Annotated in this window: 22 protein-coding genes; 7 read left to right on the forward strand and 15 right to left on the reverse strand. The window is 70.1% G+C overall.

From position 1 onward, the window contains the following. Window positions 1-6 precede the first annotated feature (6 nt). Together Q9R13_RS07120 and Q9R13_RS07125 are read right to left on the reverse strand one after the other, a co-directional pair. Window positions 7-4,830: an NAD-glutamate dehydrogenase gene (locus Q9R13_RS07120; protein ID WP_310964370.1), complete on the reverse strand. Its 4,824-nt coding sequence runs from the start codon at window positions 4,828-4,830 to the stop codon at window positions 7-9. Window positions 4,831-4,927: 97 nt separating this feature from the next. Next, on the reverse strand, window positions 4,928-5,776 hold the full coding sequence (locus Q9R13_RS07125; RefSeq protein ID WP_310964371.1) for a tryptophan 2,3-dioxygenase: 849 nt from the start codon (window positions 5,774-5,776) through the stop codon (window positions 4,928-4,930). A gap of 117 nt (window positions 5,777-5,893) precedes the next feature. On the opposite strand from Q9R13_RS07125, the gene Q9R13_RS07130 reads away from it, so the two are divergent. Together Q9R13_RS07130 and Q9R13_RS07135 are read left to right on the forward strand one after the other, a co-directional pair. Further along, window positions 5,894-6,376, forward strand: a complete 483-nt coding sequence (locus Q9R13_RS07130) for a DUF2505 domain-containing protein (RefSeq protein ID WP_310964373.1) — start codon at window positions 5,894-5,896, stop codon at window positions 6,374-6,376. Next, complete coding sequence (locus tag Q9R13_RS07135; RefSeq protein WP_310964374.1) at window positions 6,373-6,858, forward strand: DUF2505 domain-containing protein; 486 nt, start codon at window positions 6,373-6,375, stop codon at window positions 6,856-6,858. Before Q9R13_RS07130 ends, Q9R13_RS07135 begins: the two co-directional genes overlap by 4 nt. A gap of 155 nt (window positions 6,859-7,013) precedes the next feature. Here Q9R13_RS07135 and pruA read toward each other — a convergent pair whose 3' ends face one another. From pruA to Q9R13_RS07150, 3 genes are read right to left on the reverse strand one after another with little or no spacing between them, the layout of a single operon-like run. Beyond that, window positions 7,014-8,651 carry an L-glutamate gamma-semialdehyde dehydrogenase gene (gene pruA / locus Q9R13_RS07140; RefSeq protein ID WP_310964375.1) on the reverse strand — a complete coding sequence of 546 codons (1,638 nt, stop codon included), beginning with the start codon at window positions 8,649-8,651 and terminating at the stop codon, window positions 7,014-7,016. Between the two features lie 58 nt (window positions 8,652-8,709). Next, window positions 8,710-9,033, reverse strand: a complete 324-nt coding sequence (locus tag Q9R13_RS07145; RefSeq protein WP_310964376.1) for a DUF6912 family protein — start codon at window positions 9,031-9,033, stop codon at window positions 8,710-8,712. After that, window positions 9,030-10,478 (reverse strand): WS/DGAT/MGAT family O-acyltransferase, encoded by a 1,449-nt coding sequence (locus Q9R13_RS07150; RefSeq protein ID WP_310964377.1) that lies wholly within the window; start codon window positions 10,476-10,478, stop codon window positions 9,030-9,032. The genes Q9R13_RS07145 and Q9R13_RS07150 overlap by 4 nt, the downstream gene beginning before the upstream one ends. A gap of 130 nt (window positions 10,479-10,608) precedes the next feature. On the opposite strand from Q9R13_RS07150, the gene Q9R13_RS07155 reads away from it, so the two are divergent. Together Q9R13_RS07155 and Q9R13_RS07160 are read left to right on the forward strand one after the other, a co-directional pair. Next, window positions 10,609-11,019 (forward strand): hypothetical protein, encoded by a 411-nt coding sequence (locus tag Q9R13_RS07155; RefSeq protein ID WP_310964378.1) that lies wholly within the window; start codon window positions 10,609-10,611, stop codon window positions 11,017-11,019. Between the two features lies 1 nt (window position 11,020). Continuing rightward, the gene (locus Q9R13_RS07160; RefSeq protein ID WP_310964379.1) at window positions 11,021-12,361 is read left to right on the forward strand and encodes a hypothetical protein; all 1,341 of its coding nucleotides are present in this window, start codon (window positions 11,021-11,023) and stop codon (window positions 12,359-12,361) included. On the opposite strand, the gene Q9R13_RS07165 is transcribed toward Q9R13_RS07160, so the two are convergent. The 4 genes from Q9R13_RS07165 to Q9R13_RS07180 all read right to left on the reverse strand — a co-directional run bounded on the left by Q9R13_RS07165 (window position 12,340) and on the right by Q9R13_RS07180 (window position 15,649). After that, window positions 12,340-12,711 (reverse strand): hypothetical protein, encoded by a 372-nt coding sequence (locus Q9R13_RS07165; protein ID WP_310964380.1) that lies wholly within the window; start codon window positions 12,709-12,711, stop codon window positions 12,340-12,342. The genes Q9R13_RS07160 and Q9R13_RS07165 overlap by 22 nt on opposite strands. Window positions 12,712-12,738: 27 nt before the next feature. Further along, the gene (locus Q9R13_RS07170) at window positions 12,739-14,037 is read right to left on the reverse strand and encodes an ISL3 family transposase (RefSeq protein WP_310961331.1); all 1,299 of its coding nucleotides are present in this window, start codon (window positions 14,035-14,037) and stop codon (window positions 12,739-12,741) included. A 103-nt stretch (window positions 14,038-14,140) separates the two neighbouring features. Beyond that, window positions 14,141-14,998 carry a hypothetical protein gene (locus Q9R13_RS07175; protein ID WP_310964381.1) on the reverse strand — a complete coding sequence of 286 codons (858 nt, stop codon included), beginning with the start codon at window positions 14,996-14,998 and terminating at the stop codon, window positions 14,141-14,143. A 3-nt stretch (window positions 14,999-15,001) separates the two neighbouring features. Continuing rightward, on the reverse strand, window positions 15,002-15,649 hold the full coding sequence (locus tag Q9R13_RS07180) for a CpaB family protein (protein WP_310964383.1): 648 nt from the start codon (window positions 15,647-15,649) through the stop codon (window positions 15,002-15,004). 95 nt (window positions 15,650-15,744) lie between these two features. On the opposite strand from Q9R13_RS07180, the gene Q9R13_RS07185 reads away from it, so the two are divergent. Further along, window positions 15,745-16,005 (forward strand): helix-turn-helix domain-containing protein, encoded by a 261-nt coding sequence (locus tag Q9R13_RS07185; RefSeq protein ID WP_310964384.1) that lies wholly within the window; start codon window positions 15,745-15,747, stop codon window positions 16,003-16,005. An 8-nt stretch (window positions 16,006-16,013) separates the two neighbouring features. Here the strand turns inward: Q9R13_RS07185 and Q9R13_RS07190 are convergent, their stop codons facing one another. Next, window positions 16,014-16,559: a hypothetical protein gene (locus Q9R13_RS07190; RefSeq protein WP_310964385.1), complete on the reverse strand. Its 546-nt coding sequence runs from the start codon at window positions 16,557-16,559 to the stop codon at window positions 16,014-16,016. A 127-nt stretch (window positions 16,560-16,686) separates the two neighbouring features. Between Q9R13_RS07190 and Q9R13_RS07195 the strand changes: the two genes are divergently transcribed. Then, window positions 16,687-17,352, forward strand: coding sequence for a LysM domain-containing protein (locus Q9R13_RS07195; protein WP_310964386.1), 666 nt, complete (start codon window positions 16,687-16,689; stop codon window positions 17,350-17,352). Beyond that, window positions 17,349-17,855 (forward strand): Rv3235 family protein, encoded by a 507-nt coding sequence (locus Q9R13_RS07200; protein ID WP_310964388.1) that lies wholly within the window; start codon window positions 17,349-17,351, stop codon window positions 17,853-17,855. Before Q9R13_RS07195 ends, Q9R13_RS07200 begins: the two co-directional genes overlap by 4 nt. A gap of 27 nt (window positions 17,856-17,882) precedes the next feature. On the opposite strand, the gene secA is transcribed toward Q9R13_RS07200, so the two are convergent. The 5 genes from secA to hpf all read right to left on the reverse strand — a co-directional run bounded on the left by secA (window position 17,883) and on the right by hpf (window position 24,065). Continuing rightward, complete coding sequence (gene secA, locus Q9R13_RS07205; protein WP_310964389.1) at window positions 17,883-20,663, reverse strand: preprotein translocase subunit SecA; 2,781 nt, start codon at window positions 20,661-20,663, stop codon at window positions 17,883-17,885. 60 nt (window positions 20,664-20,723) lie between these two features. Beyond that, complete coding sequence (locus Q9R13_RS07210; protein WP_310964390.1) at window positions 20,724-21,356, reverse strand: class I SAM-dependent methyltransferase; 633 nt, start codon at window positions 21,354-21,356, stop codon at window positions 20,724-20,726. Further along, the gene (locus Q9R13_RS07215) at window positions 21,353-22,564 is read right to left on the reverse strand and encodes a winged helix-turn-helix domain-containing protein (protein ID WP_310964391.1); all 1,212 of its coding nucleotides are present in this window, start codon (window positions 22,562-22,564) and stop codon (window positions 21,353-21,355) included. The genes Q9R13_RS07210 and Q9R13_RS07215 overlap by 4 nt, the downstream gene beginning before the upstream one ends. A 90-nt stretch (window positions 22,565-22,654) precedes the next feature. After that, entirely contained in the window at window positions 22,655-23,347 is a 693-nt protein-coding gene (locus Q9R13_RS07220) for a response regulator transcription factor (protein WP_310964393.1), read from the reverse strand. Window positions 23,348-23,453: 106 nt separating this feature from the next. Further along, window positions 23,454-24,065, reverse strand: coding sequence for a ribosome hibernation-promoting factor, HPF/YfiA family (gene hpf, locus Q9R13_RS07225; protein WP_310964394.1), 612 nt, complete (start codon window positions 24,063-24,065; stop codon window positions 23,454-23,456). Between the last annotated feature and the right edge of the window lie 2 nt (window positions 24,066-24,067).

Here is a 24,067-nt window from a genome sequence, read left to right on the forward strand (position 1 = left end):
GGGTTGTCAATCGAGAAGTGAGCGCACCACCCGGAGCGCGACCGACAGCCGGGCGAGGTCGGTCACGTCGTCGTCGCAGATCTCCTCGAGCTGCGCGGTGGCTCGCTGCACCAGCTCCTCGCTCGGGCCGCTGCCGGCCAGCTCCTGGGCGGTGAGCTGGGCATGTACGGCGTGCAGGTCGTCACGCAGCGAGGCCCGCGCCATCGTCTGCCACCGGTCGTCGCGGGGCAACGCGAGGATCCTGGTCACCAGACCTGGCAGGCCGAGCCGCTCACCCAGGGCGAAGTGGGTGCGGGCCACCTCCATCGGGTCGATCTCGTCGCGCGCGCTGGTCTCCACGATGCTCAGCAGCATGTACGCCGGCGGGCACCCGGCGACCTTCTGGGCGAACTCCTCGGGCACCCCCTTGCCGACCAGTTCGTCCCGGCGAGCGTTGAACGCCTCGAGCTCCCGGCCGATCAACAGCTCCGGCAACGCGGCCATCAGCTTCTCGACCGTCACCTCGAACTGCTCGACCAGCGCCTCGCTGTCCAGCGGTGCGCGCCGGTTGTTCACCAGCCAGCGGCTGGCCCGCTCGATGAGGGTGCGGACCTCGATGCGCATCCGGGTCTGCACGGCGGCATCCACGACGTTGTCGAACCCGTCGATCTCGGTCCACAGCCGGCTCGCGCCGTAGACCTCCCGCGCCACGAAGTTCGCCTTCGCCAACGAGTCGACCGACGCTGCGGTCTCCCCGGAGAGGCGGTGGTAGTAGGTGATGCCCGCCCCGTTGACCAGGTCATTGACGATCTGCGTCACCACGATCTCGCGACGCAGCTGGTGCTCCTCCATCTGGGTGCGGTACCCCTGGCGCATCTTGCTCGGGAAGTATCCGTAGAGGTCACTGCGCAGGAACGGGTCGTCGGCGATGTCGGTCTGCAGCAGCCGGTCGGCGAGCACGATCTTCGTGTAGGCGAGCAACACCGAGAGCTCCGGTGACGTCAGCCCTTCGCGGCGCTCCAGTCGGGCCGCTACCTCGCGCCGGCTCGGCAGTGCCTCCAGGTCCCGGTTGAGCACGCCCGACCTCTCCAGGGTGCGCATCCAGTCCTCGTGCACATGCAGCAGCGCCGGCGCCTGCGCCTCGGAGTTGGCCAGCGCGAGGTTCTGCCGGTAGTTGTCGACCAGGACCAGCTCGGCCACCTCGTCGGTCATCGAGGCGAGCAGATCGTTGCGCTGCTTCGTGGTCAGGTCGCCGTCGGTGACCACCCGGTCGAGCAGGATCTTGATGTTCACCTCGTGGTCGGAGGTGTCCACGCCGGCGGAGTTGTCGATGAAGTCGGTGTTCAGCCGCCCGCCGTGGCCGCCGCAGCCTTGCTGGGCGTACTCGATGCGACCCCGTTGGGTGAAGCCGAGATTGCCGCCCTCCCCCACACAGCGCGCGCGCAGCTCACCGCCGTCGACGCGGATCGCGTCGTTGGCCTTGTCGCCGGCGTCTGCGTGACTCTCGCTGGTCGCCTTGACGTAGGTGCCGATCCCACCGTTCCACAGCAGGTCGACGGGTGCGAGCAGGATGGCACGCATCAGCTCCGCCGGCGTCAGCTTCGCCTGGTCGACGCCCAGGGCCGCCCGGACCTGCTGGCTCAGCGGGATCGACTTCGCACTCCTGGGGAAGACGCCGCCGCCCTCGGAGATCAGCGAGGTGTCGTAGTCCTTCCACGACGAGCGGGGCATCTCGAAGAGCCGGCGCCGCTCGGCGTACGACGTCGCCGGGTCCGGATCGGGGTCCAGGAAGATGTCGCGGTGGTCGAAGGCCGCGACCAGGCGGGTGTGCTCCGAGCAGAGCATCCCGTTGCCGAACACGTCGCCGGACATGTCGCCGATGCCGACACAGGTGAAGTCCTCGCTCTGACAGTCCACGCCCATCTCGCGGAAGTGCCGCTGCACCGACACCCACGCTCCCCGGGCGGTGATGCCCATCGCCTTGTGGTCGTAGCCGACCGAGCCACCCGAGGCGAAGGCGTCGCCGAGCCAGTAGCCGTAGTCGGCGGAGACCTGGTTGGCGATGTCGCTGAAGGTCGCGGTGCCCTTGTCCGCGGCCACCACCAGGTAGGTGTCGTCCCCGTCGTGGCGCACCACACCCGACGGAGGTACGACGCTGCGGCCGTCCGGACCCGCGACCAGGTTGTCGGTGAGGTCGAGCAGTCCACAGATGAACGTCTTGTAGCAGGCGATGCCCTCCGCCAGCCAGGCGTCACGATCCACCGCCGGGTCGGGCAGCTGCTTGGGGAAGAAACCACCCTTGGAGCCGACCGGGACGATCACGGTGTTCTTCACCATCTGTGCCTTGACCAGGCCGAGCACCTCGGTGCGGAAGTCGTCGCGGCGATCGGACCAGCGCAGGCCGCCTCGCGCGACTGCGCCGAAGCGCAGGTGGACGCCCTCGACCTTGGGCGAGTAGACGAAGATCTCGTACCTGGGCCGAGGCTCGGGGAGGTAGCCGATGTCGGCAGGCTCCAGCTTCAGCGAGAGGTAGTCGTGCTGGCGCCCGTCGCGATCTCGCTGGAAGAAGTTCGTCCGCAGAGTGGCCTTGATCGAGACCAGGTAGGAGCGCAGGATGCGGTCCTGGTCGAGGCTGGCCACGTCGTCGAGGGCACGCAGCAGCCGTTCCTCGATCTCGGCGCACTTGGCCACCCTGGCCTCACCGTCGGCGGCGAGGTCGCCGTTGCGGCCGGGGTTGAAGCGGGCCTCGAACAGCTGGATCAGCAGCCGGGTGATGTCGACGTTGAGCCGCAGCGCGCCCTCGATGTAGTCCTGGGCGAACGGCGTGCCGCCCTGGCGCATGTACTTCGCGTAGGCGCGGAGCACGGTGGCCTGGCGCCAGGTCAGCCCCGCGGCCAGCACGAGCGCGTTGAATCCGTCGCTCTCGTTGCCGCCGTCCCAGACCGCCTTGACGGTGTCGGCGAACAACGCCCTGGCGTCCTCGGGCAGCGGGCCCCCATACCGGAGCCCGAAGTCATAGATCCAGGACTCCCGGTCCAGTCCCTCCAGGTGGTAGGGCCGCTCGTCGACGACCTCGACCCCCATCGTGGACAGCACCGGCAGCACGTCGGAGAGGGACAGCGCCGGCCCGACTCGGAAGATCTTCAGTCGGGCCTCGCCGTCCTTGCCGTCGAGGCGCTCGTGCAGTGCGAGCGCCAGCCCGTCGTCGCCCTCGATCGCCTCGAGCCGGGCCAGGTCGGCGGCACCGGCGGCCGCGGGGTAGTCCTCCTTGTAGGCCTCGGGGAAGGAGTCGGCGTACTTGCGGGCCAGCCGGCTGCCCTGCTCCTCGCCGTGCTCGGCAAGCACCGCGCTGACCAGGTCGTCGCGCCACGATCGGGCGGCGGCGGCACATCGACGCTCGAGGTCCGCGATGTCGGCGTCGGCCAGCTGGTCGCCCTTCGGCGGCCGTACGACGAAGTGCAGCCGGGCCGCGAAGGCCTCGCCCACGTGGGCGGTGTACTCGATGGACTCGCCGTGCAGCTGGTCCTTGAGGATCGCCGCGATCCGCTCCCGGACGGCGGTGTTGTAGCGCTCCCGAGGCAGGTAGACCAGACAGGAGAGATAGCGGCCGTAGACGTCTCGGCGGACGAAGAGCTTCAGCTGGCGCCGCTCCCGGGTGTGCACCACCTGGCCGGCGATCGGCACCAGGTCGTCGACGGAGGTCTGGAAGAGCTCGTCGCGAGGGTAGGTCTCGAGCACGTCCATCAGGGCCTTGCCCGCATGGCTCATCGGCTCGAAGCCGGAGGCATCGAGGACCGCGCGCGCCTTCTCGCGCAGCATCGGGATCCGGGTGACCGACTCGGTGTAGGCGGCCGAGGAGAACAGCCCGAGGAACCGCTGCTCGCCGGCCACCTCACCGTCGGCGTCGAACGTCTTCACGCTGATGTAGTCGAGGTGGACCGGCCGATGCACGGTCGCGGTCGAGTTGGCCTTCGCCAGCACCAGCAGAGTCTTCTCGCGAGCCTTCTCCGCGACCAGCGGCGGGAGCACGCCCGGCCCCTCCGGATCGGAACGCAGGATCCCGAAGCCGGTGCCCGGGACGGCAATGAGCACTTCGTCCCCCCCTCGCCGCTCGAGGCGGTACTCCCGGTAGCCCAGGAAGGTGAAGTGGTTGTCGGCCACCCAACGCAGCAGCGCGGTCCCCTGCTCGACCTCGTGGGCGGGCAGGGGCGGCGGGTCCTCCTCGAGCTGGCCGACGATCCGCTCCATCTGTGCACGCATCTTCGGCCAGTCCTCGACCGCCTCGCGGACATCGGTGAGGACCTTCTCGAGCACCTGCCGGATCGCGTCTACCTCCTCGGCCGGGACGCGGTCGATCTCGATGTGCATCCAGGACTCCCGCTCGAGATCGTGCGCGGACGTCTCCGCCCGGTCGTCGAGCACCTCCTGGAGGGCGCCGGTGAGGTCTCGTCGTACGACGAACTGGGGGTGCACCACGAGGTGGACGTCGTGCTGCCCCTGGTCGAGCGCCATCGACACCGAGTCGACCAGGAAGGGCATGTCGTCGGTGACCACCTCGACGACGGTGTGCCCCTGGGCCGTCCACCCGTGCTCGGGAACGGTGGGGGTGAACACCCGCACCAACGCGGTGCCCTGGGGTCGACTGGCCGCCGTCCGGAGGTGGTGCAGCACGACGCCGAAGAGGTCGTCCTCGGTGCGGTCGAGCAGGTCCTCCGGGGCGACGTGCCGGTAGTAGCCGCGCACCAGGTCGGCGAGGTTCACGCCCTTCGGCGCGGTGCCGGCGCGCCCCTGCGCCAGGTCGCACAGCCTACCGAGGAGTTCTGACTTGCCCGTGTCCAGCGAGTTGCCCACAACTCCGACACTAGACCGGTGGGCGCCGCCGGACACCTCAGGCCCCACAGTGTTTCAGTCTCGGATCCGAGATGGTTTCATCGTGCGGTCGGGCGACTCACAGCACGGACCGCAGCTCCCACAACAAGGGGTAGTAGCGAAGGTCGAGCCGGGTGCGCAGGTACGCCGCCCCGGTCGACCCGCCGGTGCCGGTGCGAGCCCCGATCATCCGCTCCACCATCACCACGTGCCGAGCCCGCCAGGCTGCGGCGAGCTCGTCGTGCTGGAGGAGTCCCTCGGCCAGTCCCCAGATGTCGGCGTACGACGAGCGGTCGTGCGCGACGGTGCGCAGCGACCGGGTCATCGCCTCGTCCGAGGACGTGTCCAGACCTGCCGCGTCCAGCACATGCACGAAGCCGTCCCACAGGGTCGGCTCGGCGAGCCGCTGCTCGAGACGGGCCGCCTCCTCGGGCGTCAGACCTCGGAACCGCTTGACGAACGCGGGGTCCTTGGCCCCCGAGAGGAACTCCAGCTCGCGGAACTGCACCGACTGGAAGCCGCTGGCAGGGGCGAGCCGCTGGCGGAACTCGAGGAAGTCCTGAGGCGTCATCGTCTCCAGGACGTCGATCTGCTGGATCAGGACCCGCTCGATCACGTGCATCCGGGTCAGCAGGTGTCGGCACAGCCAGAGCCCACCGGCTGATCCGCTGCGCGGTCCGACGTTGCGCTCATCGCTCGCGGGCTCGGTGGAGATGAGGGCGTCGCGGACAGCGACCGCCTCGTGGAGCAGTTGCTGGAACCACAGCTCGTAGACCTGGTGGATGGTGATGAACAGCAGCTCGTCGTGGGCCGGCGGGTCCGACTCCAGGTGCTGGGCGTCGAGCAGCTCCGGCAGCCGCAGATAGCTGCCGTAGGTCAACCGCGCACCCTCCTCGCCGAAGTGCGCGTCATCCACCGGTGCCGTCATGGGCCCAACGTAGCCGAGGCTCGACCGGGTCAGGCTCTGCCGCTCCCGCGGGGCGGCAGACGGCGAATGGGGAGACATGGCTAGGCGAACGCCCCGGTGTCCACCATGATGTGCCCCATGAGACTGCGCCAGGAGCTGACCTATGACAGCCCCGTCGACCAGGTCTTCGCCATGGTCACCGACCCCGCCTTCTGGGACGAGGTGGCCGACGCGACGGGCGCCCTCTCCAGCACGTCGACAGTCGAGGAGAGCGCAAGCGGCACCGTGGTGGTGGTCGTCGACCAGCAGCAGGAGGTGACCGGCGTCCCCGCGTTCGCGAAGAAGTTCGTCGGCGACTCCACACGGTCGATCAAACGGCAGGCCTGGGATGGTCACCGGAGCACCTTCGAGGTGGAGACCCCCGGAAAGCCGACGCACATCATCGGCACCGCCGCGCTGACCGTCACCGACGGCGGCACCCTGCTCACCTACGACCTCGAGGTCAAGGCGAGCGTCCCCCTGGTCGGTGGCAGGCTCGAGAAGCTCGTCGTCGACCTCACCACGGACGGATTCGACAAGGAGCAGGCTGTGGGCACGGCCTGGCTGAGAGGAAACCGATGAAGCAACTGCGCCACGACATGCGGTACGACGGAGCCACGACCGAGCAGGTCTACACCATGCTCGCGAACCCGGACTTCCGCGAGAAGGTGTGCGACTTCCAGCGCTTCCCGAAGCGGACGGTGACCATCACGCCGTCCGACACCGGCATGGCGGTGCGGATCGACCAGTTCCGTCCCGCCGACGAGGTGCCGTCGTTCGCCAAGAAGTTCGTCGGTGCCGAGATCAACATCGTGCAGGAGGAGCAGTGGAGCTCTCACACCTCCGCCGACCTCACCGTGGCCATCCCGGGCAAGCCGGGTGACATGTCCGGCACCGTCTCCCTCGCCGAGAGCGACGGCGGCACCACGGAGACGGTCTCAGTCGACATCAAGGTGAACATCCCGCTGGTCGGCGGCAAGATCGAGGACCTGATCAGCGGGCTGCTGCTCAGGGCGCTCAAGGCCGAGAACAAGGTCGGCCGCGACTGGCTGGCCCAGGCCTGAACGGCCAAGGTCACCGTCGTCGGACCGGCGCCGAGTGACCCAGACCGTCACCGCGAGCAGCACGAACGGCCCGAAGGCGAGCAGATAGACCAGGGCGTGCTCGTAGGGGTGCAGCGTGCCCAGATGCCAGGCCGGGACGCCGACGACGAGGCGAGTCATCCCTCCGTTGCCATGTGCGGGTAGCGGTGGTCCGTCGGCGGGTCGAAGGTCTCCTTGATCGACCGCGGTGAGGTCCAACGCATCAGGTTGGCCATCGATCCCGCCTTGTCGTTGGTCCCCGAGGCGCGCGCGCCACCGAAGGGCTGCTGCCCGACGACGGCGCCCGTGGGCTTGTCGTTGACGTAGAAGTTGCCCGCCGCGAAGCGGAGCGCCTCCTGGGTCCAGGCGATCGCCGCGCGGTCCTGGGCGATCACCGCCCCGGTCAGGGCGTACCTCGCCACCGACTCGAGCTGGCCGACCACCTTCTCGTAGCGGTCGTCGTCGTAGACGTGCAGGCCCAGGATCGGCCCGAAGTACTCCTCGGTGAAGATCGCGTCCGCTGGGTCACGGGACTCAACGATGGTCGGCCGCACGAACCAGCCCACCGAGCCGTCGGTCTGGCCGCCCACGAGGACCTTGAGCTTGTCGGAGCGACGCGCCCGGTTGATCGCCCGGCGATGCTTGTCGAAGGCCCGCTCGTCGATGACAGCGCCCATGAAGTGGGAGAAGTCGGTGACGTTGCCCATCGACAGCGACTCCGTCTCGGCGAGCAGCGAGTCCTTGAGCTTCTTCCACACCGAGCGCGGCACGTAGGCCCGGGACGCGGCCGAGCACTTCTGCCCCTGGTACTCGAACGCCCCCCGCAGCAGCGCCACCCGGAGCACGTCGACGTCCGCCGAGGGATGGGCCACCACGAAGTCCTTGCCGCCGGTCTCCCCCACGATGCGCGGGTAGGACCGGTAGCCGGCGATGTTCGCGCCGACCTCGCGCCACAGGTGCTGGAAGGTGGCAGTCGAGCCGGTGAAGTGGATGCCGGCCAGGTCCGGATGGGCCAGCAGCACCTCGGAGACCGCGAGCCCGTCGCCGGGCAGCATGTTGATCACACCCGGCGGCAGCCCCGCCTCCTCCAGCAGCTGCATGGTGAAGTGCGCCGCGAGCTGCTGGGTCGGCGACGGCTTCCAGATCACCGTGTTGCCCATCAAGGCCGGCGCGGTCGGCAGGTTGCCGGCGATGGCAGTGAAGTTGAACGGCGTGATCGCGTAGACGAATCCCTCCAGCGGACGGTGGTCGCTGCGGTTCCATACCCCGCGTGCGTTCGCGATCGGCTGCTCTGCCAGCACCTGACGACCGAACGCGACGTTGAACCGCCAGAAGTCGATCAGCTCGCAGGCGGCGTCGATCTCGGCCTGCCACACTGTCTTGGACTGGCCCAGCATCGTCGCGGCGTTGAGTCGGGCACGCCACGGACCGGCGAGCAGGTCGGCCGCCTTGAGGAAGATCGCCGCCCGATCGTCGTACGACATCGCCCGCCAGGCCGGCGCCGCCTTCGCCGCCGCGCGGCAGGCGGCCTCCGCATCCGCCCGGGTCGCGTGCTTGAGCACGCCGAGCACCGAGGCGTGGTCGTGAGGCTGGGTCACCGCCAGCTCGGCCCCGCCGCCCATCCGGCGGCGGCCGCCGATCGTGGCGGTCAGGTTGATCTGCCGGGAGGACAGTCGGCTGAGCTCCGCCGCCACCGCGGCCCGTTCGGGGCTGCCCGGCGCGTAGGAGAGGTTCGGCTCGTTGGTGGGAGCCGGCGGAAGGGTGATGGCGTCCATGCTGGCGATGTTGTCAGACAATCCCCGGACGTTCCACCCGGGCCGATCCCGGCGACGGTCAGGACGCCAACAGGGCCGGGATCTCCTGGGGTGCGTACCACGCCAGGTCGCCGTCGACCGTCGCCTGACCGGCCGGGTCCGCATGCACGGCGACCACCCGGTCGAAGGGCACGGCTGCGTCCGGGTCCGCGCACTCGGCGACGACCACCACACGTCGGGGCGCCCCCAGCTCCCGACTCGCGTCGGCCGCGGCCATCAGCGCGTCGTACTCGGTCTCCTCGTCCTCCTGCTCGGCCACGAACCGCTCCCCGCCCGCCGGGACGGCACCCGCGGCCGCCCACGTTGCGAGCTGCTCGAGGGAGGCGGCGACGTAGACCCTCATCCCTTCGGCCCCGGCCTGGTCGGCTTCCGGCGTCCACGCGGGGCGCGCGGGCGGGTCTCGCTGGCGCTGTCGACCAGCTCGTCCAGCGCCTCGGTGACGCACTGGCCGAGCACCTCGATGTCCGGGAGCGCGTCGCGGTCGGCGGTGATGCCGTAGTAGACGCCGCCGTCGTACGACGTGACCCCGATGGCGAGCCCGAACCCGGGGTGCAGCGGCGGCACCGGGTACGACGCCGTCATCTCGGCCCCGGCAAGGTACATCGGGAACTGCGGGCCCGGCACATTGGTGATCACCAGGTTGGCGCCGTGGTCGTCGGCCGCCGCCAGCCTGGCACCGAGCGCATGGAACGTCGTCGGGGCGAACCCGGCGACCCCCGCGATCCGGTCCGCGGCCACCGCCTTGCCGGTGTCGCGGTGCGCACGGAGCTCGTAGGAGACCTGGTGCAGACGGACCACCGGGGACGTCTCCCCGATCGGCAGGTCGACGAGTCGGGCCACCACCTGCGAGCCCAGCGACGTCGGCTCGAGCTCCTCGTCGATGACGCTCATCGGCACCAGGGCCCGGATCTTGCGGCCGGTGCCGACGGCGTCGGCGCGGGTCATCAGCCAGTTCCGGATCGCTCCGGTGAGCGTTGCCAGGATGACGTCGTTGACGGTGCCGCCGTGGGTGCGGCGGACCTTGCGGTGGTCCTTCAGCGCCGTCCGCACACACAGCACCCGGCGCTGCGACGACGGCTCGAGATTGAACGGCGACGCCGGGGCGCTGCGCCGGTTGGTGAGCGCACCCGCCACCTCGCCCAGACGGCCCGCCATGCCACCCGCCGCTCGCGTCATCCCGTCCGCGACCAGCCGCGCACTGGTCAGCGCGAGCCGCGGGTCCCGGGCAGTCTCCTGGAGCGCTCCGAGGACCAATCCGGCCTGGGTCGGCTCCGGCTCCGGGGACCACTGCTGGTGCACCACCTGATGGGGACCGGGATCGACGTCGAGGAGTACCTGCCCGAGGTCCACGGTGGAGATCCCGTCGACGAGGATCTCGTGCGACTTCGACAGCAGAGCGACCTTCCCGTCCTCGAGCCCCTCGACGAAGTAGACCTCCCACAGCGGCCGGTCCGGATCCAGCCGGCGCGAGGCGATCCGGGCGGTCAGCTCGCGCAGCTGCTCCAGCGTGCCCGGCCGCGGCAGCGCGGACCGCCGTACGTGGTAGGCGAGGTCGAAGTCAGGGTCGTCGACCCAGACGGGGTGCGCGAGCCCGCCCGGGACCCGCCGTACCCGTTGCCGGTAGCGGGGCACGAAGGCGATCCGGTCATCGATGTGGGCCACGAGCGCGCCGTAGTCGAACCCTGAGTCACGAGGGTCGAACACCTCGAGAGTCACGTTGTGCATCGGCGTGTGCGGGGTCTCCTGGGCGAGCAGCGCCACGTCGCGCGTTCGCAGTCGCTCGGTCATCGTGGACCTCCGCATCGGTCGATCGGGCCGTGAGTGATGAACGTTCAGTCCGTTGTGAGATTCTGGCAGAGCCCGGCTCGCCCGGGCCGAGCCGTCTCAGGGCGACGAGCGCCCGCCACCGGAGGTCCCGATGAGGTTGTCCCGCGCGCTGCTGACCGTCGCCGCCGCCCCCATGGTCGCTGTGCTCGTCGCGGGCTGCGGCTCCAGCGGCGACACGCACGTCCACGAGGACGGCACCGTGGTCACCGCTCGCCCGACTCCGGCATCGGCGAAGCCGGGCGGCACCGTGGTCCGGATCACCATCACCGCCGACGACGTCCACCCCTCGGGCAGCCGGGTCCAGGTGCCCCTGGGCAAGCCGGTGACCCTGCTGATCAACGCCGCCCACGCAGGAGAGCTGCACGTGCACAGCACCCCTGAGCAGCACGTCGACTACCCCCAGGGGACCTCCGCTGCGCGGCTGGTCATCCAGCAGCCGGGCGTCGTCGACGTGGAGAGCCACACCCTGGACAAGCTGATCGTCCAGCTCGAGGTCAAGTGACTTGATCCTGCTGCACGGGCTGGGTGGCGCCAAGGACCTCCCGGTCCCCGCCCCCCTCGCCATCGCGGGTGGAACGGCGGCGCTGGTGGTCTCCTTCTGCGTGTTGGCGCTGGCCTGGCGACAGCCGCGGTACGACGCCGCGCACCAGGGCCGTCCCCTCCCATCCCTGCTCGCGGCGGTCCTCGACGGTCGACCGTTCGCGTGGCTGCTGCGGGTGCTCGGACTGCTCTTCTTCGGCTGGTCCACCTGGGCGCTGGTCTCCGGGCCGGACAACAACAACAATCCCGCGCTCGGCGTGTTCTACGTCCTGGTGTGGGTGGGCGTCGTGCCGGCCTCGCTGCTGTTCGGCAGGGTCGCGCGCGCCGTGAGCCCGGTGCGGACGATCAACCTGGCACTGGCGAGACTCCGGGGGGTCGACCCCGGCGCCGGTCTCTACGCATACCCGGCGCGGCTCGGCCAGTGGCCAGCAGCCATCGGGCTGTTCGCCTTCGTGTGGCAGGAGCTGGCCAACCCCGACCAGGTGGCGCTCGGCTCGATCCGCCTCTGGCTCGCGGTCTACGTCGCCGTCATGCTCATCGGCGCGGCTCTCTTCGGCGACGTCTGGCTCGAGCGGGCCGACCCGTTCGAGGTCTACTCCGACCTGCTGGCGCACCTCTCGGTGTGGGGCCGGCTGCCGGTGCAGCCCGGACCGAACGGACGGCCGGGCCGGCTCGTCGTACGGACTCCGCTGTCGAACCTCGACGCACTGGTGCCCCGGCCGGGGACCGTCGCGGTGGTCGCCGTGCTGTTCGGCTCGACGGCGTACGACTCCTACAAGGACACGCTGCGCTGGGTGAACTTCATCGAGGGGCTCGGGGTCAACAGCGAGCTGCTCAACACCGCGGCACTGCTGGGCTTCTGCCTGGTCGTCGGGATCACCTTCACGATTGCCGCGCGGTGCACGGCGGTCGGGGACCGGATCGCGCACCGCGCGCTTCCCCGGGTCTTCGCCCATGCCGTGGTGCCGATCATCGTGGGCTACATGACTGCGCACTACCTGAGCTACTTTGTCTCCCAGGGCCAACAGACCCTCACCTTCCTCAGCGACCCGCTGGTGCGTGGCGACGACTACCTGGGCACGGCGGGCCTGAGCCCGAACCTGTGGCTCAACTTCCACCCGACCCTGCTGGCCTCCGTGAAGGTTGCCGCCGTCGTGCTGGGACATGTCGTCGGTGCGGTCGCGGCCCACGACCGGGCGATGAGGCTGTTGCCCGCGCGGCACCAGGTCACCGGTCAGCTCGGGATGCTCGTGGTGATGACCTGCTACACCGCGACGGGGCTCTACCTGCTGTTCGGCATCTGAGCGGGCCGACCTTCCGGCAGAGCCACCCGGCACAGGTCGGCCACGGCCGTGCGCAGGGCCGAGTCGCCGGACTCGGTCAGGCTCCGACCCGCCACGATCGCCCGGTCCACCGCGGTCCGGTCCTCGGGCAGGAAGTGCACGGGGACGCCCGGAGCGTAGCCCTCGACCATGCCGACGATGTCCTGGCGCCGCCAGCCCAGGGAGGCGCGCATCCGGTTGACCACGACCTGGACCGGCGTACCGGGCGCGAGCTCGCCGAGGTCGACCAGTGCCCGGGCGAGCCGCGCCAGGCCGGTGGGCTCCGCCGACCCGACCAGAACCACCTCGTCCGCCGCTGCAATCGCCTCCAATGTGGGCCCTCCTGACTGATCTGTGGGTTAGTTGCGGCCCGGGAGGGCGGGTCGGTGCCCGCCGAGGGTGAGCATCGCCAGCGCGATCAATGCCTCGGCGGAGTGGAACCCGAACGCCATCCTGGTCAGCAGCCGGATCTTGGTGTTGGTCGACTCGATCAGCCCGTTGGACAGGTTGTGCTCGATCGCGGCGAGGATCCGGGAACGGTGCTTGACGATGCTCTTCTGCAGTTTCACGAACGCCGGGATCCGGCAGCGTCGCGCCCAGCTGATCCACCGGTCCAGGGCCTCGGCGGCTGCCGCGTGGGGTAGTCGGAAGACCAGCCGCAGGCCTTCTTTGAGCAGATAGGCGCGATACAACCGCGGATCGGTGGCCGCGATCCAAGCCAGCTTGGTCTGCTGGTTCTCGGTGAGATCTTCGGGGTTCTTCCACAACGAGTAGCGGGCTCCCTTCAACGACTTGGCCCGTTCGCTGCCCGGTCGCGGCGGTGCGTCGGCGCGAGGACGTCCACGCGGCCGCTTGGGTTCGGTTCTGGCCTGCTTGCGGGCGTCGTTCCACGCCTCACGCCGGACCTCATCGAGCGCCTCGGTCGCCCATTTGACGATGTGGAACGGATCGGCCACCCGGACCGCGTTCGGGCACCGCCCGGCGACGATGGTGTCGATGAAGTCGGCCCCATCAGCCGAGACGTGGGTGATCAGCTTGCAGCGTTCTTCGCCGAGGAGATCGAAGAACTCAGCGACGGTGGCGCTGTTGCGTCCCGGTGCGGCCCAGACCAGTCGCCGCTGGTCGTGGTCGACGACGACCATCAAGTACTTGTGCCCGCGCTTGTAGCTGATCTCGTCGATCCCGATGCGCCGCAGCCCGGCGAAGCGGTCGTGCTGGGTCTCGATGTCGGCCCAGACCCGGGAGATGATCGAACCCACGGTGCGCCAGGCGATCCGCATCAGCTCGACCACGCATGACTTCGAGGCCTGGGTGGCCAGCCATGCCACCTGATCATCGAAGCTCAGCGTGTGGCCGGCGTCGTGGCGGGCCCAGGGCACGTGGGCGACCACCACGCCATGGGCCCGGCAGGTCACCCGCGGCGCGTCAGCCTCGACCATCGCGACCATCGTGCCCAGGTCCAGCGCCCGCCAACGCCTCCTGCCCGCACCGGCGTCATAACCCGGACAGCGTCGCCGACAACGCCCGCAGCGGCCACGCTGCCGCTTGGTCGGCCGCACGTAGGCGACCAGCACCTGGTCGTCCTCGTCGAACTCGACCCGCTCGATCACCGTCTTCTCGACCCCGAACACGCCCCGCCATAGGCTGACATCACGCACGCCGCTCTCCTGTGCACCTGGTTCCTGTTCCTAGACAGCTCAGAAACCTAGACAGGAAGCGGCGTGTGGCTCGTTCAGGCGCGCTCAGGCACCCACAGGTACGTCAGGAGAGCCCCAATGTGGTGGTGTTGCGACCCATCGCACCGGGGCCCGCCAGCCCATCGGTCTCGACGCTGAACCCGCAGTCGACCACGACGTCGGCCTGCTCGGCAGCGAGCGCAAGCACCTCATCGACGACGCCGGGACGGACCTCGATCCACCGGTCCGGCCGCGGCAGGCCCGTCACCACGTCCAGACACTCCGCCACCCGACGACGGCAGTGGGCGAAGGAGCTCACCACGAGCGCACCCTCGTTGACGAGTCGGGCGCACGCGAGCAGCCCGGACACCTCGTCGAGCACACCGAGGTGCTGCGCGACCGCTCCGCCGTACGGATCGGCGTCGACCAGCACGGTCGCCCTTCCCGCAGCCGCGTGCTCGGCTGCCAGTCCGACCGCCACCGTGGTCCGGCCCGGCGCACCGGTCGCGCCCCAGACCGTGACCACCCGACCGCGCGAGCCCGGCATCGCCGTCGGCTCCGGCGCCGCTGCAGGCGCAGCAGTCGCCAGCAGGCTCTCGACGGCGTCGGCGACATGGGCCGGCTCCGTGACGGCGCTGATCCCGAGCCGGGCCAGTCGCTCCAGCTGGGCAGAGTCTCCCGTGGTGGCCACGGCGAGGATGCGGACGTCGTCCTGACGCAGCCGGCGTACAGCGTCGGCGTCGAGACCCGGCAGCCCACCGGCCACGACCGCGACATCGGCTCGACCCGACGACGTCGCGGCGAGCAGGTCTGCCAGATCGACACACCGGCGCAGCACCACCATGCCCGCGGCGGCCAGCCCGCCCAACACCTCCGGCTCCCACTCGGCGCGGCCGGCGGCGAGCAGCACGCAGGGTCGCGGCCCGGCATGGGCGCCCACCACGGCTCAGCCCCTCCTGGTCAGCACGAGGCGACCCGAGGCCGCCCGGCCCAAGGCGCGGCCGAGCCGATCAGCGGTGCCGGCGGGGACGGAGACGATGACCTGGCGAGTGGACTGGGGCGCGAGCGCGTCACCTTGGCCACCCAGCGCCAGCACCGAGACGTCCTCCAGCACCAGGCGGGCGTCGGGCGCCCCACCGACGGTGCCGGCGGCCTTCTCGGGCACCACCCATACGTCGACGACCGAGCCGGCCCGGACGGTGCCGGGGATGTCGTCACGCGCGACGCTCAGCGGCACCTCGATCCCGGGATCGGCGGATGCGGTCTGCAGCGCGGCGCGCGGCAGCAGCTCGCCGGCGCTCAGCGGACGGGAGAGCGTGGCGCCCGCGGGAGGCGGCTGGTCGGCCCGGACGTAGCGTCCGGCGAGTCCCTGGTCGGAGAACCTGACGCGACGTGTGTCGAGGTCGCCGGCCTTGACCTCGGCCCCTGCCGGGAGGCTGCGACGCACCACGACCATCGCGACGCTGTCGTCCGCCGAGGACAGCAGCCAGCCGCCAAGCAGCACACACGCGGCCATGACGGCGACGCCGATCACCAGGCGCGGATCGCGCCATCTCAGGACGTGGGCGCGGGTGGCCGCAGGAGTGCTGCTCATCGGGTTCCTTCCCAGAGATGCGTCAAACGGACTTTCCACAGGCATCGGGCCCTGAACGTTCGCAACCACGCCGAATCGGTGGCACAGTGGCTGCCGTGACTTCGAACCCCGACGCACCCCGCCAGGGCCGCCGGTTCCTCCAGCTGGCCGACGTTGCCGAGGTGCTCAACATCTCCGGCTCGCAGGCCTACGCCCTGGTCCGTCGCGGTGACATCCGTGCGGTGAAGATCGGCGGACGTGGGCAGTGGCGCGTCGAGGCCACCGAGCTCGAGGCCTATATCGAGCGGCTCTACACCGAGTCCGAGCGGTTCGTGGTCGAGCATCCGTTCGCCGACGAGGTCGACGCGGACCTCTGAGCACGCGCTCACCGGCGTACCCGCACCGCGGCGACCGCCGCAAAGGGCACGGCGCTGCCACCCCCAGACCCCTCGAGCACGAAGAAGTCTGAGCCGACACGACCCGGCCGGCCCTCCATCCGATCCCCGTCCACCAGGTGCACCACGCACCCAGCCGCATCGTCGCCGAGCCGCCGCAGCGCTGAGCGCATCGACAACCTGGCCAGCGCAGGGCGGGCGACCTCGTCGACGACCCGAGCCGACAGCCCGTCGACGGCGAGCAGCGCAGGCACGCACACCAGCCAGCGCGCACGTGTCTCGCCGAGGATGCAGAAATCGGATCCCACCCGCTCGAGCTCGCCGCGCACGCGCAGTCCGTGAGGCAACCGGACGCTCAGGACCTGGCCCACGGATCCGTGCAGTCGCCCCAGCAGGTCCACCGCGGCGTACTCCGCGACACCCAGCTCGGCGACCGCCTCGTCACGCTCGGAGAGCTGCATCCCCTGGGCCTGCTGCTCGAGGTCCTCGAAGACCTCCTGCAGCCGGTCGTCGTTGGTCGGGCCCTGGTCGCGCATGGCGGCTACCTTCCCCGCAGGGCTGTCCGCTAAACACATTCGACCGCGCCCAGCTGTGGACAACCGGTTGACAGCGATTGCTATCGCGCCTTTTATAAGGCAAACACAAGCAAACGCAGGGGTCGACATGGTTCTCGGGGAACCCTCCATCGGACGCGCCACGCTCGCGGTGACCGCCACCGGCGTGCTCATGGGCGCGGCCACCGTGCTGCTGGCGCATTCGCTGGTCCCCGCTGCTCCATTGCCGGACTTCGGAGCCGCCCTGACCCTGCTCGCCACGTGGGCGTTGCTGGCGTCGCTGGGCTGGGCCGTACTGGTGTCCGCGGCGGTCCTCCTCCAGGCGCTCACGGGCCAGCGCCTCCTGGTGCGGATCTGCTGCCCCGCGGCCTGGCGACGTCCGGTGCTCGTGCTCTGCGGGGCCGCGCTGGTGAGCGGTGTCGCCGGTCCGAGCGTCGCGGCCGGGGGAAGCGGCACGTCCCCCGTCGACGGACCGCGCACAGCCGGTCTCCCCCGGCTGGACCGCCCGGCCGGCGGACCGGCTCCTGCAGCCCCGAGTCGTGGACAGGACGCGCAGGTCCGGGTCCGCCCCGGCGACTCGCTGTGGCGCATCGTCGCGCGCCGGAACCCGCACGCCACCGCCGACGTGGTCGACGCGCAGGTGCGCCGGCTCTACCAGGCGAACCGCGGGGCCATCGGGCCCGACCCCGACCTGATCCAGCCAGGAACGCTGCTCCAGCCCATCCAGCCCATCCAGCCCATCCACCCCACCGACGACGACAGGACCGAGCCATGACCGTCTCCAGGATTCCCACCCGCGGCACCGGTACGGCGAGCATCACCACGATCCGGGCCCCGCGCGGGGGCCGGGCACCGGTGGCGAGTACCCAGGGCACCCTGGCCCTGGACTTCGGCGGTGTGGCCATCGCACGGCAGCCGGACATCCGACCCGCACCCGCCCTGCAGCACACGCTGGAAGCCTTCGCGCGCCGATTCTGTGCCGCGGTCGTCGAGGTGATCGGGGGCGACCGTGGTCCCCAGCAGCTGCTGCGCTGCACCACCGAGTCCGTCTATGAAGAGCTCCGTCAACGTGCGGCGGCCCTGGCCGGCACGACCGGCAGCGACCAGCGGCTGCGCCGGCTGCGCGCCCAGATCCGGAGCGTGCACCTGTCCTGCCCGTCGGCCTCCTCCGCCGAGCTCAGCGTCCACGTCCGTCATGGCGCGCGGTCACGGGCGATCGCCGCCCGCCTCGAACACCGCGACGGGCGCTGGATCTGCGTCGCCCTCCAGTTCGGCTGACGTCGGCGACCCGCCGCGGGGCGCTGCCTAGCCGTTGACGCGAGTGGTGAGGCCGGTGGGCCCGGTCGGCGATCCGTGGCAGTGCTTGTACTTCTTCCCCGAACCGCACGGGCACTTCGCGTTCCGGCTCACGCCCGCGAACGGGTCGTCGGCGTTGGTCACCGGGGTGCCCTTGACCTCGACGTCGCCGTCCTCGCTGGGAGCCGAGTACGAGAGGTTCTGCGGAGCGCGGGGAGCGTCCAGGCCCTTGGCCCGGACCTGCGGCTGGGACTGAGCCTCGGGAGCCTCGAGCTCCTCGCCGGCCTCAGGCTCGTCGTCCTCGAGCTGGACCTCGAGGTGGAACAGGAAGCCGACAGTCTCCTCACGGATGCCCTCCTTCATCGCGGAGAACATGTCGAAGCCCTCACGCTGGTACTCCACCAGCGGGTCACGCTGGGCGTAGCCGCGCAGCCCGATGCCCTCACGGAGGTAGTCCATCTCGTAAAGGTGCTCGCGCCACTTGCGGTCGAGCACGGAGAGCAGCACCCGGCGCTCGAGCTCCCGCATCATGTCCGACCCGAGCTCCGCCTCGCGGGCGTCGTAGGCCTTGTGGGCGTCGGCCTGGATGTCGGCCAGCAGGGTGTCGCGGTCCAGGCCGTCGCGGCCACCGACCTCGGCCTCGAGCTGCTGGTAGCGCAGCGAGACCGGGTAGAGGGTGCCGAGCGCGGCCCAGAGCGCGTCAAGGTCCCACTCCTCGGGGAAGCCCTCGGTCGCGGCGACCACGTACGACGCCAGCACGTCGTCGATCATCTGCTTGATCTGCTCGTGCAGGTCGGCGCCCTCGAGCACCTCGCGCCGCTCCGCGTAGATGACCTCGCGCTGCCGGCTCATCACGTCGTCGTACTTCAAGACGTTCTTGCGGGACTCGAAGTTCTGCGCCTCGACCTGGCCCTGCGCGGACTGGATCGACTTGGTCACGGACTTCTGCTCGATGGGCACGTCGTCGGGGACGCGCAGAGCGAGCAGCACCCGCTCCACCCACTCGGACTTGAACAACCGCATCAGGTCGTCCTCGAGCGACAGGTAGAAGCGGGACTCCCCGGGGTCGCCCTGACGGCCGGAGCGTCCGCGCAGCTGGTTGTCGATCCGTCGGGACTCGTGGCGCTCGGTGCCCAGCACGTAGAGACCACCGAGTGACTTGACCTCGTCGTGCTCGGCCGCGACCTGCGCCTCGACCTTCTCCACTGTTGCCGGCCAGGCGGCTTCGTACTCCTCGGGACTCTCCACCGGGTCGAGCCCGCGACTGCGCAGCTCCTGGTCGGCGAGGAACTCCACCGATCCGCCGAGCATGATGTCGGTGCCTCGACCGGCCATGTTCGTCGCGACCGTGACCGCGCCCTTGTGGCCCGCCATCGCGACCACCTTGGCCTCGTCGGCGTGCTGCTTGGCGTTCAGCACGGTGTGCGGGACACCACGCTGGCGGAGCAGTTGCGAGAGCCGCTCGGACTTCTCCACCGAGGTGGTGCCGACCAGGACCGGCTGACCCCTGCGATGCCGCTCCTGGAGGTCGTCGGCGACCGCGTTGAACTTGGCGTCCTCCGTGCGATAGACGAGGTCGGGCTGGTCGATCCGGATCATCGGCAGGTTGGTGGGGATCGGGACCACGCCGAGCTTGTAGATCTTGTCGAACTCCGAGGCCTCGGTCATCGCCGTACCGGTCATGCCGGAGAGCTTGTCGTAGAGCCGGAAGTAGTTCTGGAGCGTGATGGTGGCGAGCGTCTGGTACTCCTCGCGAACCTCCACGCCCTCCTTGGCCTCGATGGCCTGGTGGAGGCCGTCGTTGTAGCGCCGGCCCGACAGGATCCGGCCGGTGTGCTCGTCGACGATCAGCACCTCGCCGTTGAGGACGACGTACTCCTTGTCGTTGCGGAACAGCTCCTTGGCCTTGATGGAGTTGTTCAGGAACGAGATCAGCGGGGTGTTCGCCGACTCGTAGAGGTTGTCGATGCCGAGATAGTCCTCGACCTTGGTGATCCCCGGCTCGAGGATCGACACGGTGCGCTTCTTCTCGTCGACCTCGTAGTCGATGTCCTTGGTCAGCCGCAGCGCGACCTTGGCGAACTCGCCGTACCACTTGACGTCGTCCTCGGTCGGCCCCGAGATGATCAGCGGGGTCCGCGCCTCGTCGATCAGGATCGAGTCGACCTCGTCGACGACGGCGAAGTTGTGGCCTCGCTGCACGCACTCCTCCAGCGAGCTGGCCATGTTGTCGCGCAGGTAGTCGAAGCCGAGCTCGTTGTTGGTGGCGTACGTGATGTCGCAGTTGTACGCCTCACGCCGCTGGTCGGGGGTCATGTCCGGGAGGATCACGCCGACGGTGAGCCCCAGGAAGTGGTGGACCCGGCCCATCATCTCCGACTGGTACTGGGCCAAATAGTCGTTGACGGTGACGACGTGGACGCCCTTGCCACTGAGCCCGTTGAGGTAGGCCGGCAGGGTGGCGACCAGGGTCTTGCCCTCACCGGTCTTCATCTCGGCGATGTTGCCCAGGTGCAGCGCGGCACCGCCCATGATCTGCACGTCGAAGTGCCGCTGGCCCAGCACCCGCTTTGCGGCCTCCCGCACGGTGGCGAACGCCTCGGGCATCAGGTCGTCGAGGGTCTCCCCGTTCGCGAGACGCTCCTTGAACTCCGCGGTCATGCCCTGCAGCTCGACGTCGGACATCGTGACGAAGTCGTCCTCGATCGCGTTGACCGCCTTGCTGATCGTCTCCAGCCGCCGAAGGATCTTGCCCTCGCCGATGCGAAGGACCTTGTCGATCACGGTCACAGGAGTCTCCCCAGGTGGAATGCACGAAGTCATGGGCCCGCGCCGCGGGCGGTGACCATCCTAACGGGCTGGCAGAACCCGACGGGCCCGTCCGAGGATTGCCGGCGACATCGGCATCCGGGATCCGCGCGGAACGCTGAACCTGTCCAGCTCGGAGAAGGTGAATCCGGCCTCCTCGACCTGGGCTGCGATATCGCGTCCGCAGTGGCAGCCACCGAAGAGCCGAGGCCACACCGTGGCGTCGAGGGCGTCCTGGACGTGCCGCAGCACACCGGGCCGGTGCGCCCGGACGTGCTCGAACAGGCGCAGCTCGCCTCCCGGCCTCAACACCCGGGCGGCCTCGGCGAGCGCGGCCGGCAGGTCGTCGACCGAGCACAAGACCAGGCAGAACACCACGGCGTCCGCGGCCGCGTCGGGCAGCGGCAGATCGGCGGCGTCCCCGTCGACGACCTCCACGCGGTGGGGGGCACTGGCAACGGCACGGCGGCGCAGGTAGGGCTCGGGCTCGACCGCGACGACCCTGGTGACCTCGGCCGGGTAGTGCCGGAAGTTCGCACCGTCGCCGGCCCCGACCTCGACCACGGTGCCAGCGAGCCCATCCAGCAGCCGAGCCCGCAGCCCCGGTCCGCCGCCCCGCTCGAGGCCGCGGGCGACCACGTTGCTGTAGAACCTGGCGAAGACCGGGTTGTTCATCGCAGCTCCTCCAGAAGTGGACCGCTCAGGTCACCCTGCCGCTCCACACGGACGTCGTCCACCCCGAGCCAGCCCGCGAGCTCGCGCAGCTCGGCGGCCAGCTCGGCCGCGGTCTCGGGGGGCGCGCCGGGCTCGGCGTACGCCGCCTTGACCTGCAACGCCCGTTGCTTCCGGTCAGCCTTGAGGTCGACGCGGCCGACGAGTCGGCTGCCGAGCAGGAAGGGCAGCACGTAGTAGCCGTGCACGCGCTTCTCAGCCGGCACGTAGATCTCGATGCGGTAGTGGAAGTCGAAGAGTCGTTCGGTGCGCTGGCGTTCCCAGACCACCGGGTCGAACGGGCTGAGCAGGGCGCGGGCGTCGACCCGGCGGGGCACCCGGGCGTCGCGGTGCAGGTACGTCGGCCCTCGCCACCCCTCGACCTCGACCTGGACCAGCTCGCCGGCGTCGACCAGGTCCCGGATCGCGCGGCGCGCATCGGTCACGCGCATCCGGTAGTAGTCGGCCAGGCACCTGGCCGTTCCGACGCCGTGGGAGCGAGCCGCTCGGCGGACCAGCTCCCGATCCGCGTCGGCCCGGGTCGGCGTGGGCAGGTCGAGCACCCGAGCGGGGATGACCCGCTCAGGGAGGTCGTAGCGCACCTCGAACTGGTCGTTGCGACCGGCGATCGCCAGGTCGCCGACCATGTAGAGGAAGTCGAGGACCTTGCGTGCCTCCGACCAGTTCCATCCCCAGTGCTCCCGGGTCCGGGCACCGCCGCCGAGCTCGTCCTCCAGGTCACGCGCGGTCACCGGCCCGCGAGCGCGCACGGCCGCGAGTACGTCGGCCTCCAGGCCCGGCCTGGTGTCCGCGACCGGCCACCACTTGCCTCGGCGGGCGCGGTACTCCTCCATCCGGTGCCGCATCACCGGCCACAGCTCGACCGGCATCAACGCCTGCACGTGCGCCCAGTACTCGACCAGTCGACGCGGCCGACTCGGCGTGCCGGAGCCGGCCCGGCGCAGCAGGTCGACGTCGTAGCTGCCCATCCTGGAGAACAGCGGCATGTAGTGGGCCCGCTGGAGCACGTTGACCGAGTCGACCTGGAGCAGGCCGGTCCGGGCCAAAGTCCGGTCGACGGTCCGCAGCGTCGGCACCGTGTGCCGCGGATCGCGGAATCCCTGGGCGACCAGCGCGACCCGTCGCGCCTGGGCCCTGCTCAACGACTCCATACCGCGAACCCTAGGCGGCCGCACCGACCCACCGACTCCCGCGGCGATCGGCCGAGGACGTGCTGACGGCGCAGCGGTCACGCCGTGCGGTCACGGAAGGTCGAGAAGCTTCTCGCGGACGGCGTACATCACCGCTTCCATCCGGGAGTGCAGCTGAAGCTTCTCCAAGATGTTGCGGACGTGGTTCTTCACCGTGTTCTCGCTGATGAACAGCTCTTTGGCGGCCTCCCGGTTGTTGAGGCCCTTGGCGACCAGGCGGAGCACCTGCAGCTCTCGGTCGGTGAGCCGGGGTGTGGGCACCTGGTCGCGGCCGGCCCGGGCCATCTCCTTGAACTCCACGATCAGCTTGGCCGCCATCGACGGGCTGATCAGCGACTGCCCCTCCGCGACCACCCGGATCGCCTGGGCGACCTCCTCGATCGAGGAGTCCTTGAGCAGGTAGCCCGACGCGCCGTTCTTCACGGCCTCGTACAGGTCGCCCTCCTCGTCGCTGACCGTCAGCATGATGATCTTCGTCGACGGCACGAGCTCCTTGATCCGGATGCAGGCCTGCAGTCCGGAGCTGCGCGGCATCCGCACGTCGAGCAGCACCACGTCAGGCACGGTCTCCACGGCGAGGTCGACCGCGGCATCGCCGTCACCGGCCTCACCCACGACGTCGATGTCGCCCTCAACGCCGAGCAGCATGGTCAGCCCACGCCTGAACAACTCCTGGTCGTCGACCAGAATCACCCGCACCTGCCCCCGGGGGGACGCCGGGACCTCGGAGGATGCCTCGGACACCATCACATCATGTCAGACGCACATGACCCGAAAGGGCCAGTTCGGGTCATCCGTGCCGACCCGGGTGGGCTGCTCCGGCGGCGGCCGGATCAGCCCACGGCGTGGCTCAACTGAGGTCGAGGGAGATCACTCCGTAGTCGTACCCCCGACGCCGGTAGACCACGCTCGGCCGTTCGCTCTCCTTGTCGACGAACAGGTAGAAGTCGTGCCCGACCAGCTCCATCTCGTAGAGCGCCTGCTCCAGACCCATCGGCGAGGCGCGGTGGGACTTCTCCCGCACCACCAACGGACCGTCTCCGTCCACGGTGACCGGCCCGACGCTGTGCTCGGCCACCGCGTCGGCGCCCTCGGCGAAGTCGGCCGGTGCCGCGACCCGGGCCATGGCCTGAGCCACCGACTCGGGCGGACGGCCACGGTGCACCTTGCGTCGGTCCGAGGCCTTGCGCATCTGGGCCGCCATCTTGTCCAGGGCCAGGTCCAGGGCGGCCATCTTGTCCTCCGCACAGGCTTCGGCACGGACGATCGGCCCCCGGGACATGGCCGTCAGCTCCACGCGTACGGCGCGGTCGGGCTGGCGGGGGCTCTTCTCCTTCTGCAGCAGGACCTCCATCCGGATGATCCGATGATCGTGCTTCTCCAGCTTGGTGAGCTTGTCCTCGACGTGTTCCCTGAACCTGTCCGACACCTCACAGTGCCGTCCGCTGACCACGATGTCCACGC

The sequence above is a fragment of the Nocardioides marmorisolisilvae genome (genome assembly GCF_031656915.1).
GTDB lineage: Bacteria > Actinomycetota > Actinomycetes > Propionibacteriales > Nocardioidaceae > Marmoricola > Marmoricola terrisoli.

Bases quoted from the DNA above. Each gene is read 5' to 3' on its own strand.
- Q9R13_RS07190 (WP_310964385.1), bottom strand. From the start codon at position 16,559: ATGCGCGACCAGGGCCCGACCAACGACGACCGGCTGCAGGAGGTCTTC.
- Q9R13_RS07195 (WP_310964386.1), top strand. From the start codon at position 16,687: ATGGTTCTCGGGGAACCCTCCATCGGACGCGCCACGCTCGCGGTGACC.
- Q9R13_RS07210 (WP_310964390.1), bottom strand. From the start codon at position 21,356: ATGAACAACCCGGTCTTCGCCAGGTTCTACAGCAACGTGGTCGCCCGC.
- Q9R13_RS07135 (WP_310964374.1), top strand. From the start codon at position 6,373: ATGAAGCAACTGCGCCACGACATGCGGTACGACGGAGCCACGACCGAG.
- Q9R13_RS07215 (WP_310964391.1), bottom strand. From the start codon at position 22,564: ATGGAGTCGTTGAGCAGGGCCCAGGCGCGACGGGTCGCGCTGGTCGCC.
- Q9R13_RS07180 (WP_310964383.1), bottom strand. From the start codon at position 15,649: ATGAGCAGCACTCCTGCGGCCACCCGCGCCCACGTCCTGAGATGGCGC.
- Q9R13_RS07155 (WP_310964378.1), top strand. From the start codon at position 10,609: ATGAGGTTGTCCCGCGCGCTGCTGACCGTCGCCGCCGCCCCCATGGTC.
- Q9R13_RS07130 (WP_310964373.1), top strand. From the start codon at position 5,894: ATGAGACTGCGCCAGGAGCTGACCTATGACAGCCCCGTCGACCAGGTC.
- pruA (WP_310964375.1), bottom strand. From the start codon at position 8,651: ATGGACGCCATCACCCTTCCGCCGGCTCCCACCAACGAGCCGAACCTC.
- Q9R13_RS07200 (WP_310964388.1), top strand. From the start codon at position 17,349: ATGACCGTCTCCAGGATTCCCACCCGCGGCACCGGTACGGCGAGCATC.
- Q9R13_RS07145 (WP_310964376.1), bottom strand. From the start codon at position 9,033: ATGAGGGTCTACGTCGCCGCCTCCCTCGAGCAGCTCGCAACGTGGGCG.
- Q9R13_RS07125 (WP_310964371.1), bottom strand. From the start codon at position 5,776: ATGACGGCACCGGTGGATGACGCGCACTTCGGCGAGGAGGGTGCGCGG.
- Q9R13_RS07150 (WP_310964377.1), bottom strand. From the start codon at position 10,478: ATGACCGAGCGACTGCGAACGCGCGACGTGGCGCTGCTCGCCCAGGAG.